Annotated in this window: 18 protein-coding genes; 9 read left to right on the top strand and 9 right to left on the bottom strand. The window is 58.4% G+C overall.

Annotated features, from left to right (window positions below; translation table 11 throughout):
* Positions 1 to 77: 77 nt before the first annotated feature.
* A complete protein-coding gene (locus BLQ55_RS19620; RefSeq protein ID WP_092256065.1) occupies positions 78 to 521 on the top strand; it encodes a hypothetical protein in 444 nt (147 codons plus the stop codon).
* Positions 522 to 874: 353 nt separating this feature from the next.
* Here the strand turns inward: BLQ55_RS19620 and BLQ55_RS19615 are convergent, their stop codons facing one another.
* Positions 875 to 1,312 (bottom strand): hypothetical protein, encoded by a 438-nt coding sequence (locus BLQ55_RS19615; RefSeq protein ID WP_092256062.1) that lies wholly within the window; start codon positions 1,310 to 1,312, stop codon positions 875 to 877.
* Positions 1,313 to 1,750: 438 nt separating this feature from the next.
* On the opposite strand from BLQ55_RS19615, the gene BLQ55_RS19610 reads away from it, so the two are divergent.
* Entirely contained in the window at positions 1,751 to 2,092 is a 342-nt protein-coding gene (locus BLQ55_RS19610; RefSeq protein ID WP_060739250.1) for a DUF6124 family protein, read from the top strand.
* Between the two features lie 567 nt (positions 2,093 to 2,659).
* On the opposite strand, the gene BLQ55_RS19605 is transcribed toward BLQ55_RS19610, so the two are convergent.
* A complete protein-coding gene (locus BLQ55_RS19605; protein ID WP_092256060.1) occupies positions 2,660 to 2,932 on the bottom strand; it encodes a hypothetical protein in 273 nt (90 codons plus the stop codon).
* Positions 2,933 to 3,418: 486 nt separating this feature from the next.
* Here BLQ55_RS19605 and BLQ55_RS19600 point away from each other — a divergent pair, with 486 nt between their 5' ends.
* Complete coding sequence (locus tag BLQ55_RS19600) at positions 3,419 to 4,900, top strand: hypothetical protein (RefSeq protein ID WP_092256057.1); 1,482 nt, start codon at positions 3,419 to 3,421, stop codon at positions 4,898 to 4,900.
* A 120-nt stretch (positions 4,901 to 5,020) separates the two neighbouring features.
* On the opposite strand, the gene BLQ55_RS19595 is transcribed toward BLQ55_RS19600, so the two are convergent.
* From BLQ55_RS19595 to BLQ55_RS32570, 6 genes are all read right to left on the bottom strand, one after another.
* Positions 5,021 to 5,326, bottom strand: a complete 306-nt coding sequence (locus BLQ55_RS19595; RefSeq protein WP_025211727.1) for a HigA family addiction module antitoxin — start codon at positions 5,324 to 5,326, stop codon at positions 5,021 to 5,023.
* Positions 5,327 to 5,334: 8 nt separating this feature from the next.
* Positions 5,335 to 5,613 carry a type II toxin-antitoxin system RelE/ParE family toxin gene (locus BLQ55_RS19590; protein WP_092256054.1) on the bottom strand — a complete coding sequence of 93 codons (279 nt, stop codon included), beginning with the start codon at positions 5,611 to 5,613 and terminating at the stop codon, positions 5,335 to 5,337.
* A gap of 270 nt (positions 5,614 to 5,883) precedes the next feature.
* Positions 5,884 to 8,256 (bottom strand): TonB-dependent siderophore receptor, encoded by a 2,373-nt coding sequence (locus tag BLQ55_RS19585; protein ID WP_092256051.1) that lies wholly within the window; start codon positions 8,254 to 8,256, stop codon positions 5,884 to 5,886.
* Between the two features lie 122 nt (positions 8,257 to 8,378).
* Positions 8,379 to 9,362: a DUF4880 domain-containing protein gene (locus BLQ55_RS19580; RefSeq protein ID WP_092256048.1), complete on the bottom strand. Its 984-nt coding sequence runs from the start codon at positions 9,360 to 9,362 to the stop codon at positions 8,379 to 8,381.
* Positions 9,349 to 9,864, bottom strand: coding sequence for a sigma-70 family RNA polymerase sigma factor (locus tag BLQ55_RS19575; RefSeq protein WP_092256197.1), 516 nt, complete (start codon positions 9,862 to 9,864; stop codon positions 9,349 to 9,351). The genes BLQ55_RS19580 and BLQ55_RS19575 overlap by 14 nt, the downstream gene beginning before the upstream one ends.
* A 45-nt stretch (positions 9,865 to 9,909) precedes the next feature.
* On the bottom strand, positions 9,910 to 10,035 hold the full coding sequence (locus BLQ55_RS32570; protein WP_256326610.1) for a hypothetical protein: 126 nt from the start codon (positions 10,033 to 10,035) through the stop codon (positions 9,910 to 9,912).
* A 28-nt stretch (positions 10,036 to 10,063) separates the two neighbouring features.
* On the opposite strand from BLQ55_RS32570, the gene BLQ55_RS19570 reads away from it, so the two are divergent.
* On the top strand, positions 10,064 to 10,897 hold the full coding sequence (locus BLQ55_RS19570; RefSeq protein WP_092256045.1) for an oxidoreductase: 834 nt from the start codon (positions 10,064 to 10,066) through the stop codon (positions 10,895 to 10,897).
* 24 nt (positions 10,898 to 10,921) lie between these two features.
* Positions 10,922 to 11,860, top strand: coding sequence for an AraC family transcriptional regulator (locus BLQ55_RS19565; protein ID WP_092202057.1), 939 nt, complete (start codon positions 10,922 to 10,924; stop codon positions 11,858 to 11,860).
* Between the two features lie 30 nt (positions 11,861 to 11,890).
* On the opposite strand, the gene BLQ55_RS19560 is transcribed toward BLQ55_RS19565, so the two are convergent.
* Entirely contained in the window at positions 11,891 to 12,919 is a 1,029-nt protein-coding gene (locus BLQ55_RS19560) for a GlxA family transcriptional regulator (RefSeq protein WP_256326609.1), read from the bottom strand.
* Between the two features lie 158 nt (positions 12,920 to 13,077).
* Between BLQ55_RS19560 and BLQ55_RS19555 the strand changes: the two genes are divergently transcribed.
* The 4 genes from BLQ55_RS19555 to BLQ55_RS19540 all read left to right on the top strand — a co-directional run bounded on the left by BLQ55_RS19555 (position 13,078) and on the right by BLQ55_RS19540 (position 16,151).
* Positions 13,078 to 13,947, top strand: a complete 870-nt coding sequence (locus tag BLQ55_RS19555) for a substrate-binding periplasmic protein (RefSeq protein WP_063323026.1) — start codon at positions 13,078 to 13,080, stop codon at positions 13,945 to 13,947.
* A gap of 79 nt (positions 13,948 to 14,026) precedes the next feature.
* Complete coding sequence (locus tag BLQ55_RS19550) at positions 14,027 to 14,815, top strand: amino acid ABC transporter ATP-binding protein (RefSeq protein WP_092202061.1); 789 nt, start codon at positions 14,027 to 14,029, stop codon at positions 14,813 to 14,815.
* Positions 14,815 to 15,471, top strand: coding sequence for an amino acid ABC transporter permease (locus BLQ55_RS19545; RefSeq protein ID WP_092202063.1), 657 nt, complete (start codon positions 14,815 to 14,817; stop codon positions 15,469 to 15,471). The genes BLQ55_RS19550 and BLQ55_RS19545 overlap by 1 nt, the downstream gene beginning before the upstream one ends.
* Positions 15,468 to 16,151, top strand: a complete 684-nt coding sequence (locus BLQ55_RS19540; protein WP_092256040.1) for an amino acid ABC transporter permease — start codon at positions 15,468 to 15,470, stop codon at positions 16,149 to 16,151. The genes BLQ55_RS19545 and BLQ55_RS19540 overlap by 4 nt, the downstream gene beginning before the upstream one ends.
* The last annotated feature ends 3 nt before the right edge of the window (positions 16,152 to 16,154 follow it).

Genomic DNA, 16,154 nt, shown 5'->3' with positions numbered 1-16,154 from the left:
GGTTTATAAAATAAATCTGTACACTTTTCCCATTGTTTTGCTGGATCGAAATAAAAGCGCGCCTTGGAGGCCCATTGATGCGTCACGATATCGTTTTACGTTTTATCGCAGTGATGTTGTTTTGCTTCACGCTGACCGGATGCATTCATTACGAGCATAAAAACGCAGAAGGGAGGCCCTGGGACGAGGTCGCGACAATTCGGCAGTTCGACAAGAGTTTGTCTATAGACAAAATCGATGACGATACATCGTTATATTGGCTAGCCCGTCAAACCGAGTATCGACTCGGTGCAGGAAGGCATAAACTTTCCGTTAAGCGCGCCATTGGAACCGAATACACACGTCCAATTGAAATGACCGTGGATTTGGTTGGTGGCCGTACCTATGGGATTTATGGCGTTTCTTCGATGAAGTGGTGGTATTACGAAGTTCGCGATGTCGAGACAGGGCGTTCCGCGAAAGTTATAGAGCCGGCTGTCACAACGACGCCTTCCGAATCAGCCAGGCAGGCGGTCCAATAACTTCATTGTGGCGAGGGGATTTCGAAAAGGGGGATTTATTCGATCGTTCCCACGCTCCTGCGTGGGAATGTCGCCAGGGACGCTCCGCGTTCCGCTTCTGGGAGGTGACGCAGAGCGTCACGGGATGCATTCCCACGCAGGGCGTGGGAACGATCAAACTCGGTGTGTCAGGAAGATTTGAGTTTACTGCTCTAGGGCTGCTGCGCAGCCCAGCGGGGCGGTGCGACGTTTCGCTAAATCCCCTCGCCACAAAAGCCGGACTGTGATCGCTCGCCATGGGCAGGTTTATTTTGCTGTCCCCTTCTTTTTCTTCCTGTCGTGCCTTGGGTGTCCCGGGTTCGCGTACTAAGAGTTTACAGCGGGCACCACGGGTCTCCTCCATTCGCGCTTTCCAGGATCTTCGGAAAATTTCGCTCGAAGGCCCAGCCTGAAGCCACGGCAGTCATGGTGGTTTTGCAGGCGGGGTTCTTTTCCGAGACGATCACGTTCATATAGAACTGGCTGCCGTAGATTGTCGGCGCCCATAGCACCATGTCGCTTCTTTCGGCATTGCTGTCGACTTTCAATTGGATGGTATTGACGAGTGTCCCACCGGTCGTGAGTTCGGTCACTTGCGGGTGAAAGCAGTGGTTCAGGTAGCCTTGTACCCGTTCTTCCACCACTGCCCGCTCTTGCGTCAGACAGTATTCGGGGCTGGTTTTTCCAGTGTTCAGCAGCTCGTCCTTGGTATGCGGATGCAGTGAACAGCCGCTCAATAGCAGCAAAACGATCGCTGTAAATTTCTTGTACAAAACTCATGCTCCTTCAGAGATTGTGGGCTGCCAAAACTGATTGCCGTAAGGGCGGCGGGCGGGACTATACGCAATTTGTTTCGCTGTGGAATGGTCAAACGGGCTTGTCGTAGGAATCGACGGAGCGAATATTCCCCATTGACTTGCAGGACATTTCCTAGAAAATCCCAGTCCCTTGCGCCTGCTGATTTCGGTGCCTAGTCTTTGTCCACCGCTGCCAATCCAGCGGTCGGGTTTAGTCGCTCGGTATTCGTTAGGCGCAAGGTTCTCCTTGAAGTCAGGCTACAGTGTTGTCGCTGATTTTATGGTAGCTGTGCGCAGGGCACTTTCGGGTGCGCCGGTTTCCTAACGTCCCGGTCGACTAACCTGTGCACAGCCGCCACCCCACTTCGTTTAGTCGCGAACAGTGGCGGATCCGACTGACGTTAGGAGGTCCATATGGACAAACTCATCCCCGACCCACCCGTTCCACCGCTGCACCTGGACATCGCTGCCGACGCCAACGCCGAACGCGTCATCGATTCCTATCTGAACCCCAAACCCGCCCAGCCCGACAAGAAGCTGCCTCCGGACCAGTTGTTCACAGTCGTGGAGGGCGTCGATGCTGAAAGCTTGTTGGCAAATCTCAGCGAAACCTTGGCCTCCGCCAATGCCATGGCTGGCGATTTGGCGTTCGACCTGGAGGATTCTCGACGGCATGTTGCATTAGGGCTGCAACAGTTGATCGAGCTGAGTCAGCTATTGGCAAACCGGGCACTGGATGTCGTCGACCCTAGATAGAAGCTGAAAACTGACAAGGGATAGGCCACGTTTTTCCACGAAGAAGTGACAGCCCTTCTTTGAACCGTGGTCTGTTCCTGAGGGATCTGAGACGTCGTTTTTGTTGTTTTTTTCGACACGACCTGTGAGACGTGTCTCTTTTGTGAGTGGAAAAATCCCGCTCTCTTGAACCGAAAGCGATATGCAGGAAGGGAAAGGGGACGGATTTATTTTATGAGATGCAGAGTGTCCCCTTTTTTTAATCGGCGTGCCGAGGTCTTGGGAACCGTGATCGATTCCGGTCGTGGCGAAGGCATGGTTGTGTTGGCGCTGTTTGAGGAGATTTTGGCGCAATTGTGGCGCAGTTCTTGACGAACTGCGCCACAGCTCATCGCAGCAGATGGACTACGTTATGGCCACAAATAAAACCAATGCTACCCCGCTTAAATGGGTGGCATTGGGTTACCGAGCAACCTAGCAGATTGACTCTCCAGCGCTTCCAGTCCTTCACCACATCATCGATGACAGCAGTGGCAGTGTCTCTAACGGATCGTGAAACGGGCGACCCCAAAGGTCGCCCGTTTTCATTTACTCAGCCGCCTGCGCCCGCAACCGCCTCCCAATCACATCCATCACATCACACCCATCGCGCAGCGATATCGTCAGCATTTTGCAAAGGTCGGAGAGCACCAGCGTGTCGGAGCTGATTTCCGAGCGGAATGCGATGTTTTCCAGCAGTTGAGTCACGGTGCGGATGCGGTAGTCGGCGGTTTCGAAGAGGACGTCGAGCGGGGCTTCGGTGTCGATGAGCAGGGTGGCGGGGATGCAGTTGATGCCGGTGATGGGCATGTATCGTTTCATCGGTAGTACCTCATTCAATTGAAAGGAGCTACCTCGTTAATCGGGTCGCCAAACCCGAGTCGCCATTAGGGCGACGATGGAATATAGGCTGGCTTGTCCGGGGGCTACAAGACGCCGCTTTCCGAGCTTGATGTAGGACGTTTAGCCTGTCAGCGGTGGTATTTCGTTACCTTGGTTTTGGGCTGCCAACGGTGGCTAGGGTTTGCTTCCGCTTGGGTGCGGAGCGTTCACAGGGGGGCTGCTGCGCAGCCCAGCGGGAGCAAGCTCCCTCGCCACAGGGGATTTGTACAGCCTTTAGGTGGGTGAGCTGTTCAGAGGGGCGCGGTCGTTGATCTCCTGCCAGGAATCTGTGACTCGGAACAGGGCCGAGGATCTCGTTTTCCGTCTCAATAGCCTCTTCAGCGAGGCTCTTTTTTATGCTTCCCTTATGGCCACTTTTCTCTTTCGCAGCCTGCCCAGCGCTCGCGCACTTCGGACTCCTAAACCGTGCACAACCCCACCCGCAACGCGCTGACCACCCAACTCGCCACCGACCCCGATGACATCGCCACACGTGCCGCGCTTTACCGCGATCTGCTCGACACCGCCGAGGTTTCATTAGACGGCGTACGCCTCGCCGCAGGCCTGTGGGATCCGGCTGCTAACGTCGTCATTACTCAGTTGAACACCGCGGCACATACCAATCGCCCCGGGCCATTGCTGGCGCAGCTTCGCAACCTGCCGGTCGATCATCTGGAGCTGGATAACGCCGAGCCGGCCTGGTGCGACGCCCTGGCTGGGCTGCCCTTGCGCACGTTGGTGCTCAACAGCCCACGTTTCAGCTGCGATCCAAGTGTATGGCAACGTGTGCCAGACCTCGCTCTCGAGCGCCTGGAGATCAGCGGATTCTCCCGTGCCGATAACGCCACCAGCCTACCTTCCCTCGATCGGCTGCGCCGACTGACGTTAAGCACCTACGGCCAGGACTTCGACGACAAATTCTTCAAACAACTCGGCAATAGCCCGCTGCAAGAACTGTCGCTGAACCGTTGCGATGACGTCACCGATGATGGCCTTCTCGGGCTGTCAAACCTCAGGTTGCGATCACTCACGCTGGAGCGCGTCGGCGAGCTGACTTCCCGTGGGATGGCGCATTTATGCAGTCACCCCCTTGAGCAACTGTCCCTCGGTTGGAGCGGTGCAATTCTGGAGGCCCCCGCATGGCTCTCCCACCTGAGCGCGTTGCGCTCCCTGAGCCTGGATCAATGTTACGCAACGGACGCCACGCTGCACGCCATTGCGGGGCTGCCCATCGAACGGCTTTCGCTCTCGTCTTCGTATGTTGGCGAGGACGACCTTGAAACCTTGGAGGGCATGCCGCTCGCCGACCTGGATCTAAAATCTTCACGGCAAGTCATCGAGCGGCTCGATGTGCTGCACGGGTTTCCACTCAAGCGCCTGGGGCTTTCCGATGTGCAAGGCATCGATGCAGATACGTTGAGTGATCTGCGTGGTTTGGAGTTGGAGTCCTTGGACCTGTCATTGAACGACCTCACTTGGAAGGAACTGAAACAACTCGCCGGCCTGCCACTGAAGCGGCTGAATCTCAGCTTTTGTCGCGGCGTGGATGGCAAGGTTCTGCGCAAGCTCGTCGAGTTGGGTTTGCCGTTGGAGCAACTTGAAATAAGCGGCCTGGATCTGCGCGATGCCGACCTGGCCTGTTTGCGCGATCTGCCGCTGCGGCGCCTGGGTTTGTATGACAGCCCTTGGCTCACCGACGCTGGGGTGGCCCACCTTGTTCGGCTGCCGTTGAGTGATCTGACGATCTCGGCAGATCCTGGGGAGTCGCGGATTACCTCAGCCGCAGTGCCGGTGTTGGAGCAATTGCCGCTGCACACGTTGGCGTTGCTGAACTGTTCAGGGATCAGTGCCGAGGGTTGGGATCGGCTGGCCAGGTTGCCGGCTCGCGTGACGGGGCCAGGCATATAGGCTGACTCTAGTCACTCGTCGTCCTGGCGCAAAAAACGCTTGCGGCAAACGCGTGATGTCTTTTATGCCCAATAAAAAGCCCAGCTATTTTGCTGGGCTCAAATTTCTGTTTTGTGCTGGTTATGCGCAGTGAGGAACCTTCTCCACTTCCCTGTGAATCTGTTCCCCTTTAGCAATCTCAGCTGTACGTAAATCATACGCAGTCTGCAGATTCAGCCAAAACTGCGCTGACGTTTCCAATGCGGCGGCCAGGCGCAAAGCAACATCCGCGCTGATGCTACGGCGCATCAAGACAATGTCATTTACGGTGGGGGCAGAAACGTGCAACGCCCTTGCAAGCGCAGCTGCGGTAAGGCCAAGCGGTTCCAGATACTCTTCTTTGAGAATTTCTCCAGGGTGTACGGGCCTCATGCCATTCTTAAACATGACTCACCTCAGTGATAATCTACGATTTCTACATTTTCGGGACCGTTGGCGCCCCAGACAAAACAGATTCGGTACTGACCGTTAACCCGGATGCTGTGCTGGCCTTCCCTGTCGCCATACAGCTCCTCCAACCTGTTTCCAGGAGGGGAGCGCAGGTCGTTGAGATCGACCGCAGCATCGAGCAGGCCCAGCTTTCGTTCTGCCACTGAAAGGATGGCTGCCCAGCGCCGGGTTTTGCCGGTTTCAAAAAGAGCTTGGGTGTCGGCGCATCTGAAGCTTCTGATCATCTCTTAATGCTTAACGTTACGCGTTAAGGCGAGTCTACATCGTTTGCTGGGATACTCAACTGGCTGCTGAGTACCTTCTGTCAGTGGGCTCAGCCCCCTTACGTTTCAGAATCAACTCTTTAGATATAAAACGGCAGTTTTGTATTCTCTAAGTGAATGATTTTCGATGATTAATTTTTGAAGTCGGAAGGGTTTGAACCCCTTCGTCGGTTTACGCCCTTCAATGACTGACCCGTATCAGGCCGAGCCCCATCATGAACGGCCAGCTTTTTACCAGTTGTAACTCAACTTCGCGGTCACTTCGCGGCCCGGGTTGTAGTAGTTCGCAGTCCCCGAACCGACCACATGTTGCTCATCCAGCAGGTTGCTGACGTTAACCGCCAGGTCAGTGCCTTTGAAGAGTTTGTAGTTGAAGGCCGCATCGAAGAGCGTCGTGCCATCGCTGGTGCCGGTGTTGGCCGCGTCAAAGTAGTAAGAACCCACATAACGCGCGCCCAGGCCAACGCTGACATCGGTGTCGGGAATGTTGTAATAGCTCCACAGCGACGCAGAGTGTTTTGGCGCCGTGGCGAACTCATTTCCTTTGAGTGAGCTGCCGTCGTACAACGTACCGCGCAACACTTCGGACTCCATGTAGGAGTAGCCACCCACCAGGCTCAGGTTGGGGGTCAGCTCAGCCTTGGCTTCCAGGTCCAGGCCGCGTACCCGTGATTCGCCAACGGTTTGTTGCTCGATGACACCGCTGGGCAGTACGACGGCGATGCTGACATTTTCCTGGGTCAGGTCGTAGACCGCCGCCGAGAACAACGCGTCCATGCCGATGGGCGCATATTTCACACCCACTTCATATTGCCGGCCTGTCTTGGGGACAACGCCGACGGTGGGTGGCGAGACCGACTCGACCATGCTGACGTAGGTGGACACTTCGTCGTTGACGATATAGGTCAGTGCGCCGCGATAGGAGGTTTCGGAGAAGTTATCCGACGCTTTTACGTTGTTGATGTCGGTACTGGACAGATCCAGCGAGTCGTTGCGCACACCGGCGGTGACGATGAAGCGCTCATAGAAGGACAGGTTCTGCTGCAGGAACACGGCCTTGGTTTTCGTGTCGAGCTTGTCGTTGCTATAGGGCGCTACGCCGCTGGGCACACCCGTGAACACGGGGTTGGCCAGGTCGATGGAGCCTGTCGTGGCATAGACGGAGCGTTCCTCGGTGGAAGAATCACCATACTCCACGCCCACCAATGTACTGCTGTCGATGTTTTCGAAGCGGGCATCGTATTGCAGCATCAAGTTGCCGTTCAGTTGCTCGGCGTCGCTGTCAGTGCCGAAGATATAACGCGGGACGGTAGTGCCGGTGCGGGTAGGGGAGTCGCTGAGGAACACATAGCCGAAATCATCGGTCAGTTTGCTGTAGCGCAGGTTGCTGCGCAGCACGAAGCCATTGTCGAAATCATGGCTGAAGGTGCCGCTGATGTTGGTACGTTCGACATCGTGGAAGTTGTAGCTGGGCTCGCCGTAGAACTTGTCACGGTCGTATTCCTTGTCCAGCGGGTAACCGCCGCTGTTGGGCGAGCTTTGGGTTTTCAGGTAATCCACGATCACCGAGGCCGAGGTGAAGTCCGTGGGTGACCAGGTCAGGCCGCCCATCAGGAACTTGTTGTCATCCCGTGAATGCTCGTACTCGCGATCGCTGTCTTGCATCTTTGCCGTGAAGCGACCGGCCACGGTTTTGTCCTCGTTCAACGAGTCGCCGACATCGATGCCGGTTTCGACATGGTCGAAAGAACCGTAGGTGACGTAGCCCTGGCCGAACTTGTCGAAGCGCGGCTTCTTGCTGACAAAGTTCACCGAGCCGCCCGGGTCGGCCGGGCCGAACAGCGTCGAGTTGGCGCCGCGTATTACTTCAACGCGCTCATAGGCGAAAGGCTCTTCGCGCACACCGCGCATCGAACCCAGGGTCAGGCCGTCCCGATAGGTCGTGGCCTGGAAGCCGCGGATCTGGAAGTAATCGTTGCGGTCGTCAGTGCCGTAATAGTCGGTAATGACCCCTGGCGTGTATTGCAGCAGTTCTTCGGTCGTGCTCACGCTGCGTTGCTTCATTTCCTTGTCGGTCACCACGGACACCGAGGCGGGCGTATTGAGGATGCTAGTGGCCACCTTGCCGCCGACCCAGAGTTCCTGGGCGACCACCGAGTTGGGGTCTTCGGTGCCATCAGCCCTGGCCTTGGCGTTGACGAGGATAGGCGCGAGGCGATACTCCTCGAGGTCGGCATCCGCCTTGGGTTGCGGCGTCAGCAAGTAAGCGTTCGGGCCTTGCTGCTGTATCGCCATGTCGCTCCCCTGCAACAATGACGACAGGGCTTCGGACGTATCGAGTGTGCCGCTCACGCCCCGGGTATTGCGGTTCGCCACGCTTGAAGCATCGAAGGAAAGGCTGATTCCCGCCTCGCGGGCAAAGCGGTCAAGCGCCGGTGCCAGGGGACCGGCAGGAATGTTCCACTGGTGCACCGGGTGGGTCTGCTCAACGGTCGAGGGCTGCGCCAGGGTGGGTAGCGCGTAGCTGCTGACGATGACGCCGAAGATCGCACCGTGGATGGCACGATTCAGTCGATGACGCTGGGGAACCGGGGACGCACTCATTAACTCGCTCCGTGGGAAGGGGATCGGCAGATCGGCCTGTAGGTCGGCCTTTTCTTACATGCCGAACGAGAATGAGAAATCACCTCATTTTTATTTGATGTTGATAGGCGGCAAAAAAATACTTAGCTGGCGGCGCTCAAGGTCACCCAATATTGGGTTCGATAATCGATCCGCAGGTGCAGTGACTGCGCAACCAATGCCAGTACCTGGTCGGTGTCGGCGAGCTGAAAGGTGCCGGAAACCCGCAGGCCCGAGACCTCTTCGGCGCAGCGCAACAGGCCGGGGCGATAGCGCGACAAGGCCCCGATGAAATCACCGAGGTGCATGTTGCGTGCGCTGATCACCCCGTCACTCCAGCTCCATACATCCAGGCCGTTATCCTTGAATTCACGAACGCCATCCGAGGTGAACAGCCGCTGATTGCCGGCCTGGACGGTGTTGTTGACCGTAAGGGTTTGGCTGGATCCAGGAAAGACGCTGACTGCGCCGCGCTGTACCGCGATGAGGGTCCCGTCGTCACGCTCATACGCGAGGAACCGGGCATTCAGAGTGCTTATCAATCCGTCGCGGGTTTGTACCCAGAAAGGACGCGGTTGAGCCGAGCCCGCATCGGCGCCGGTATTGACGATGATTTCGCCGCGCCGCAGAACGATCAGGCGCCGCTGAGCATTGAAATAGCTGTCGACCGCACTGTCGCTGTTGAGCTGGACAAGGCTGCCATCATCGAGTTGGAAGCGCTTCTGTTCGCCGGTCTTGCTGTGCTGCTGGGCAAGCATGGACGGTAGCGGCGTGTAGTCGCGGCCCAGCCAGGCCGCGCCACCCAAGGTGGCCAATGCCCCCAGTAGCTTGAGGCTTTGGCGCCGATGCAGGCCTGAGCGGGCACCCTTGAGGGTGTGCCGGGCCAAATCAGGTGGCACGCCCGCGAAGTCATCGCCAAGCGCTTCCACGCGCTGCCACGCTAACCGATGTTCCGGACGCTGCTGCAGCCAGTGCTCGAAACTGCGCTGGGTTTGCTCATCGGCAGGGTTGAAGCGCAGGCGCACCAGCCAGTGGATCGCCTGGTCGACCACCGCCGGATCCAGCGCTTGCGCTTCACTGTTCGGCATAACGCAAGCGATAGCAGTGTTGCAGGGCCTTGGCCAGGTCGCGCTCCACCGTGGAGCGGGAAACACCCAGTTTTTCGGCTATTTGCAGGCAGGTCAGGCCGTCGAGCTGGGCGAGTAGAAAAGCCTCGCGAACCCTCGGTTTGAGCAGGTCCAGCAGGCGGTCTATGCGCTCGAGGCTATCAAGAATCAGCAACCGCTCTTCTTCAGAGGGGGCCGCTTGTGGAGGAAGCAGCGCGAGGCTCTCGAAGTAGGCGCGTTCGAGCTCGCGGCGGCGATACCGATCGATCATCAGCCCACGGGCGATGCTGCTCAGATAAGCCCGGGGTTCGCGCAAGGGGCTCAATTGACGCGATTTGAGCAGACGGACAAACGTGTCCTGCGCCAGGTCCGCCGCGCTTTCATGACAGCCGATGCGCCGGCTCAGCCAGCTGTGCAACCAGGAATGGTGGCTGCGATAGAGCAGGGTGAGGTCGGCATTGCCCAGTGTGTCGTTGCTGCGCATCAGCATCCCGGAAACATACATAATTGATAATGAATCGCATTATATTCAGGCCCGGGACCCCAGGGCAAATTTGCCGACCCTGGTGTTCGCCACGGTGTTCTTTGCCTGATAGGAATAGGCAAGGCTGCGAGGCAAACCGGCATAGGTGGCCCGCAGGCCGGTGGCTACCATGGCGCACACCTACCGACAGGAGTTCGCCATGCACCGCATAAAAACCCTCTTCATCACCGGCGTGAGCAGTGGTTTCGGCAACGCCCTGGCCAAAGAAGCGCTGGCGGCCGGCCACGGGGTCATCGGCACCGTGCGCAGCGAGGCGGCCTTGCAGGCCTTCGAGCAATTGTCTGCCGACCGGGCCCACGGTGTTCTTTTGGATGTCACCGACTTCGCCCGAATCGACAGCGTTGTCGCCGCCACAGAAGCCGCCCACGGCCCGGTCGACGTGCTGGTCAACAATGCCGGCTACGGCCACGAGGGCATTTTCGAAGAATCGCCGCTGGAAGAGCTGCGCCGCCAGTTCGACGTCAACGTGTTTGGCGCGGTGGCGGTGACCAAGGCCTTCGTGCCCTATTTCCGCCAGCGCCGCGCCGGGCATATCCTCAACATCACGTCGATGGGGGGCACCATCACGATGCCGGGCATTGCGTACTACTGCGGGAGCAAGTTCGCCCTGGAAGGAATCTCCGATACCCTGAGCAAGGAGTTGCAACCGTTCAACATTTTCGTGACAGCCGTCGCGCCCGGTTCGTTTCGAACGGACTGGGCCGGTCGCTCGATGCAGCGCACCCCGCGCAGCATTGCCGACTATGACGCCAGCTTTGACCCGGTTCGCCAGGCGCGCCAGGAAAAAAGCGGCAAGCAACTCGGTGACCCGCACAAGGCGGCGCGGGCGATGTTGCAGGTGATTGCTAGCCCGACGCCGCCCGCCCATCTGTTGCTGGGCAGCGATGCATTGAGCCTGGTGCGCGATAAGCTCAGTCGGGCCGCCAGTGAGATCGATCAATGGGAAGTGCTGACCCGTTCGACCGACGGCTGAGCGAACCGCAGAAAGGAGAATTGGATGACCCAGGCTGATCCGCATACTGCACGCATGGTGGCGTTGATGGAGCGGCTGGCGCCGGTGGAAGGCTACAACCTCAGCGCCCTGGAGGACGTACGTTTCCTGCGCTCGAACCGGCCATTGAGCCGCACGCCGGTCCTGTATGACCCCGGTATCGTGATCCTGTGCCAGGGACGCAAGCGCGGCTACCTGGGGAATGACCTCTACGTCTACGATGCCCGGCATTACCTGGTGGTGTCCGTTCCCGTGCCATTCACCATGGAAACCGACGCCAGCGAAGCGGAGCCCATGCTGGCGGTGTATATGCGCCTGGACCTGCAGCTGGCAAGCGAGTTGATACTGCAGGTCGACGAGGCGCTCGGCCCGAGCGATGCCCCGCCCAAGGGCATGTACGCCTCGCCCATGGATGATGGGTTGTACACTTCGACGCTGCGCTTTCTGGAAGCCATGAGCACGCCGGGTGACGCGGCCATTCTCGGACCGTCGCTGGTGCGGGAAATCTACTACCGCATCCTCACCGGCGAGCAGGGCGGCTCGATGCGCGCGGCGCTGGGTCGCCAGGGCCACTTCGGCCAGATCACCCGCGCGATCCGCAAGATTCATAGCAGCTATCAGGAGCGCCTGGATGTCGAGGCGCTCGCCCGCGAAGCCAACATGAGCGTGCCCAGCTTCCACGTGCACTTTCGCAGCGTGACGGACGCCTCGCCCATGCAATACCTGAAGTCGACGCGCCTGCACCAGGCGCGACTGTTGATGCTGCGCAACGCCATGAACGCCTCGACGGCGGCGTTCAGCGTGGGCTACGAAAGCGCCTCGCAATTTGGCCGCGAGTTCAAGCGCCTGTTTGGGCGAACGCCCCAGGCTGAGGTGGAGTGGATGAAGGCGACCTATGCATTGCCGGCGCCTGCCACGCCGTCCATTTATGTGTCGTCGCATTAGCGCTGACGACACGGTTGAAGCCGTGCGGCGTTACTTCCCTTCTTGTTGCATCAAGGCTTTGCGCAACTTTCCCGGGGAGAGGCCAAACATGCTCTGGAAGTGCCGAATAAAATGCGGTGCATCCGCGAAGCCACATTCAAAGGCGATCTCGCCAATCTGGCGATCGGAACTCACCAGCAGCCATCTGCCGAACCTGAGTCGGACCTGGCGGTAGAACTGGGCTGGGCTGCTGTTGGTTTCAGCGACGAACAGGCGTTCCAGCTGTCGTTTGCTGGTGCCGAGCAGATGCGCAATGGCCTCGATATCGAGGGGGTGGGCCATGTGTTTTTCCATCAACATCACGGCTTCATGCAGCCGACGATTGGATGAACTGGCGTATCCGAGAGCCTTGCGTCGGTCGACGAAACTGTTGGACGTGTTCTTTGCCACCGTCATCTGATGCACAACCTTGCCGGCACGATCCGGCCCGCAATGCATGCCGATCAGATGAAGCGCTAACTCGATAACTGAAACACCGCCAGCACAGGTAATCCGATCCCGGTCGATCAGAAAGTCTCTGTTGATGACAAAGCGCAACGTGGGAAACCGGTGCTTCCAGTCGTCGCCATGATAGGCGTGGACACACGCCGTTCGCCCCTCCATCAGGCCATGTCGCGCGAGCACGAAGCTGCCGGTGCACAGGCCGATCAACGGCACTTGTGCGGCGGCGGCCTGGTGGAGGAACGCGGGATAGGTTTTCGGCACCGCCTCGATGAAATCGAGCAATCCGCCAATCACCACGATGTAGTCGAAATGTTCCGGGTCAGTGAGTTCACTGTCGATCGGTACGTCCAGGCCGCTACTGGAAATGACTCTTTGCCCGGGCGTGCCGAGTACTTTCCATTGGCAGCGTATGGGGCGGCTTTGATCACCCGTATCGGCGGCATGCCGCAACGCATCGGTCAGCCCCGACAGTGACAGCAAAGGGAAGCGTGGCCACAACATGATGCCAATAGACAACTCGGCGGTGCCGCGGCGCATGGGGGGATGACGCGCCTGCCCATGATCGAGCCCGTCCACGAGGCTTTCCTGGGGGGCTACAGGCTCTGTGCCGCCAGAATGTCGCAAATGTTCAATCATTCGTGCAAAGCATCCAACTGGTTATACCGCCGCTCCCACTACGATGGGCCAATGCGAAACGTTCCGCTGCCACCCTGAAAACTATCGAGGAGCATCCGATGAAGACGTCCAAAGTTAAGCGTTTTTCCGGTATTTGTGCCGGATTCCTGGTGTCCGTGTTGGCTGCGGCACCGGTGTTCGCATTGGAGACAGTAGAGCCGGGAAGCCTGACCATCGCCTTCAGTGGTGATATGCCAGGAACAGGGTATCAAGATAGTCGGATGGTCGGCTATGACGGTGAAATCCTTCAACAAATTTCTGAAAAACTGGGCCTTAAGGTCAAACCGGCATTAATGGAGTGGTCTGGGACGATCGCATCGGTGCAGTCCAAGCGAGTGGATGTCATGGCCGGCACCATGGGCTGGACCGAGCAACGCTCGAAAATCATGACCTTGAGCGATCCTATTCACTACTTCAAGAACGGTATTACCCAGACGGACAAGACCAACTGGAACAGCCTCAAGGATTTGCAAGGCAAGAAAGTCGGCACCATCACCGGCTTTTCGTTCATCCCTGAGATGCGCAAGATCGATGGCCTGCAAGTCGCCCTTTATGACACATCCGATGCGGCCGTTCGCGATCTGCTCGCCGGACGCATCGATGCGGTGATCGGCGATCCACCGGTCATGCAATACGCCATTTCCCGCAATGAGCAATGGCATCTGCATTTCAACGCCTTTGTCGACAACGATCCGAATTTCCCACTGCTGACTGGCTTGGGCCAGGTGGTGTTCGGCTTCAACAAGGCCAGCCCGGAACTGGTGACGGCGGTCAACGCACAGATTCAGACGCTCTGGAAAAACTGTGAGATGCGCAAGATCGGCGCTCGTTACGGCCTGACTCAGGATGTCTGGTTCATGCCCGAAGGCAAGGACCTGCGCCTGGGCGTCGATCGTCCAGCGGACTGGACACTGCCTGGCTGCAAATAAGTGTGTGAGGCGATGGGGTGGGTTCATGCCAGAGGCACTGCCTCATCGCCATGCCTATAACAAAAAGAGGTTAGCCAAGATGTCGAGCCCGTCTGACACCGCGTTGCTGCGCGTGCATGAATTACACAAGAACTATGGCGATCTGGAAGTGCTCAAGGGCATCAGCCTGGAGTTGAAGCCCGGTGAGACCCTGTCGCTGATCGGCCCAAGCGGTTCTGGAAAATCCACCTGCCTGCGCTGCATCAATTACCTGGAAAAACCCACCAGTGGCGAGATCTGGTTGGGAGACGAGTTGATCGGTCAGCGCAGGGATGGCCAGCGTTCGAGGCTGATGAGCGACCGGGAAATGGCGCCGCAGCGCCGCGAGATCGCCATGGTGTTCCAGTTGTTCTATCTCTGGCCGCACTTGAGTGTGCGCGACAACGTTGCGCTCGGCCCCATCAAGGCCCAGGGGATGCCGCGCAAGCAGGCGTATGAGTTGGCCGACGCGATGCTGGAAAAAGTCCATCTGCGGCACAAGGCCGAGTCTTATCCCGAGCAATTGTCGGGTGGTCAGCAACAGCGGGTCGCCATCGCCCGCGCCTTGGCCCAGCAACCGAAAGTGATTCTGTTCGACGAACCGACCTCGGCGTTGGATCCCGAGTTGGTTGGCGAAGTGTTGGCCGTGATTCGCGAGCTGGCGGAAGAGGGCCGCAGCATGATCATGGTCACCCATGAAGTGAGGTTTGCCCGCGATGTGGCGGATCGGGTGATCTTCATGGACGGCGGGCGCATTGTCGAACAGGGGCCATCGAGGCAAGTGATCGATAACCCTTGTCACGAACGTACCCGCAGTTTTCTTGGACGCATGGCTGTGGAGAGCGCTTGATGGCGAACCTGGAAGCTTTCCTCGGGCTGTTGCCCTTGCTCCTCAAAGGCGCAATGAGCGCATTGGAAATCGCCCTCTGCACCTTAGTGCTGGCGAGCGTGGGCGGTCTGGTGCTGGCAGTTTTACTGACGTTCAGCCGATCGCGACTGGTACACGGCGCCATCGCCTGTTTCATCGAATGGATGCGCAATGTGCCGGCGCTGGCGCACCTGTTTCTGATCTACTTTGGGCTGTCCTATCTGGGAATCAATCTGCCCGCGTGGCTGGCGGCCATCGTCGGTTTGAGCCTGGTAGGCAGCGCAGTGCTGGCCGATACTTTCCGAGCCGGCTTGCAGTCGCTGCACGTTGGCCAGCATGAAGCCGGGCAGGCCATCGGCCTGCACCGTATGCAGATTCTGCGCTACATCCTCTTGCCCCAGGCTTTGCGCGTTGCGTTGCCGGCTTATGCCAACTATGTCACGCAACTGATCAAGGACACGTCCATCGCCTCGGCCATCGCCGTGCCGGAGATCATGTTCCTGGCACGCAATCTTGTTACCTCCACCTTCCAGACCTCGCTGATTTATCTGGCGGTGATGTGCATCTATGCGGCGATGATCCTGCCTATTGGCGTGGGGTTCATCCGACTTGAACGTCATCTGGGGGCGGCGCGATGATCAGTTTTTTCCAGCAATACCCGGAGTACTGGAGCGACTGGAGTGCTCGCCTGCTACTCGGCGCACGGATCAGCGCCGAGCTGTCCCTGACAGGCTTCGCCCTGGCGGCTATGTTGGGTGCGTTACTGGCCTGGGCGATGAAGAGTCCCAGCGTATTGCTCAAGCGTCTGGCGGTGTTCTTCATTCAGGGGATGCGTGCGGTGCCGCTCCTGGCGTTGCTGCTGGCGCTGTATTTCACCCTGCCGAGCCTCGGGCTGACGTTGTCGGGTTATTGGGCCGGGGCCATCGGCCTGGGCTTGCAGGGCTCGGCCTACGTCGCGGAAATCCTGCGCGGCGGACTGGACTCCTTGCATCGCGGCCAACGTGAGGCGGCCATCGCCACCGGCCTGACGCCCTTGCAAGCCTTCACCGCCGTGATCTTTCCGCAAGCCATTCGCGGCATGTTGCCGCCGTTGCTCAATGCCTACGTGTCGATTCTGAAGGACAGCTCCCTGTGCGCCTTGATCGCCACCGATGAGTTGATGCTGGCGGCCCGGGCCATTGCGTCCGAATCCTTTTTGCCGATGCATATTTTCCTGCTGGTGGGGTTGTTCTATTTCGTCATCGCTTTCCCTCTTTCTCTGTTGTCGCGAGCGCTGGAAGCACGATTTTCTCGCGGGCGCAAAACCATTCGAGGTTGAACA

Source organism: Pseudomonas sp. NFACC13-1, from assembly GCF_900104425.1.
Taxonomy (GTDB): domain Bacteria; phylum Pseudomonadota; class Gammaproteobacteria; order Pseudomonadales; family Pseudomonadaceae; genus Aquipseudomonas; species Aquipseudomonas fluorescens_AA.
The sequence above is the reverse complement of the archived record's forward strand: the minus strand, read 5'-3'. Positions and strand labels throughout refer to the sequence as shown.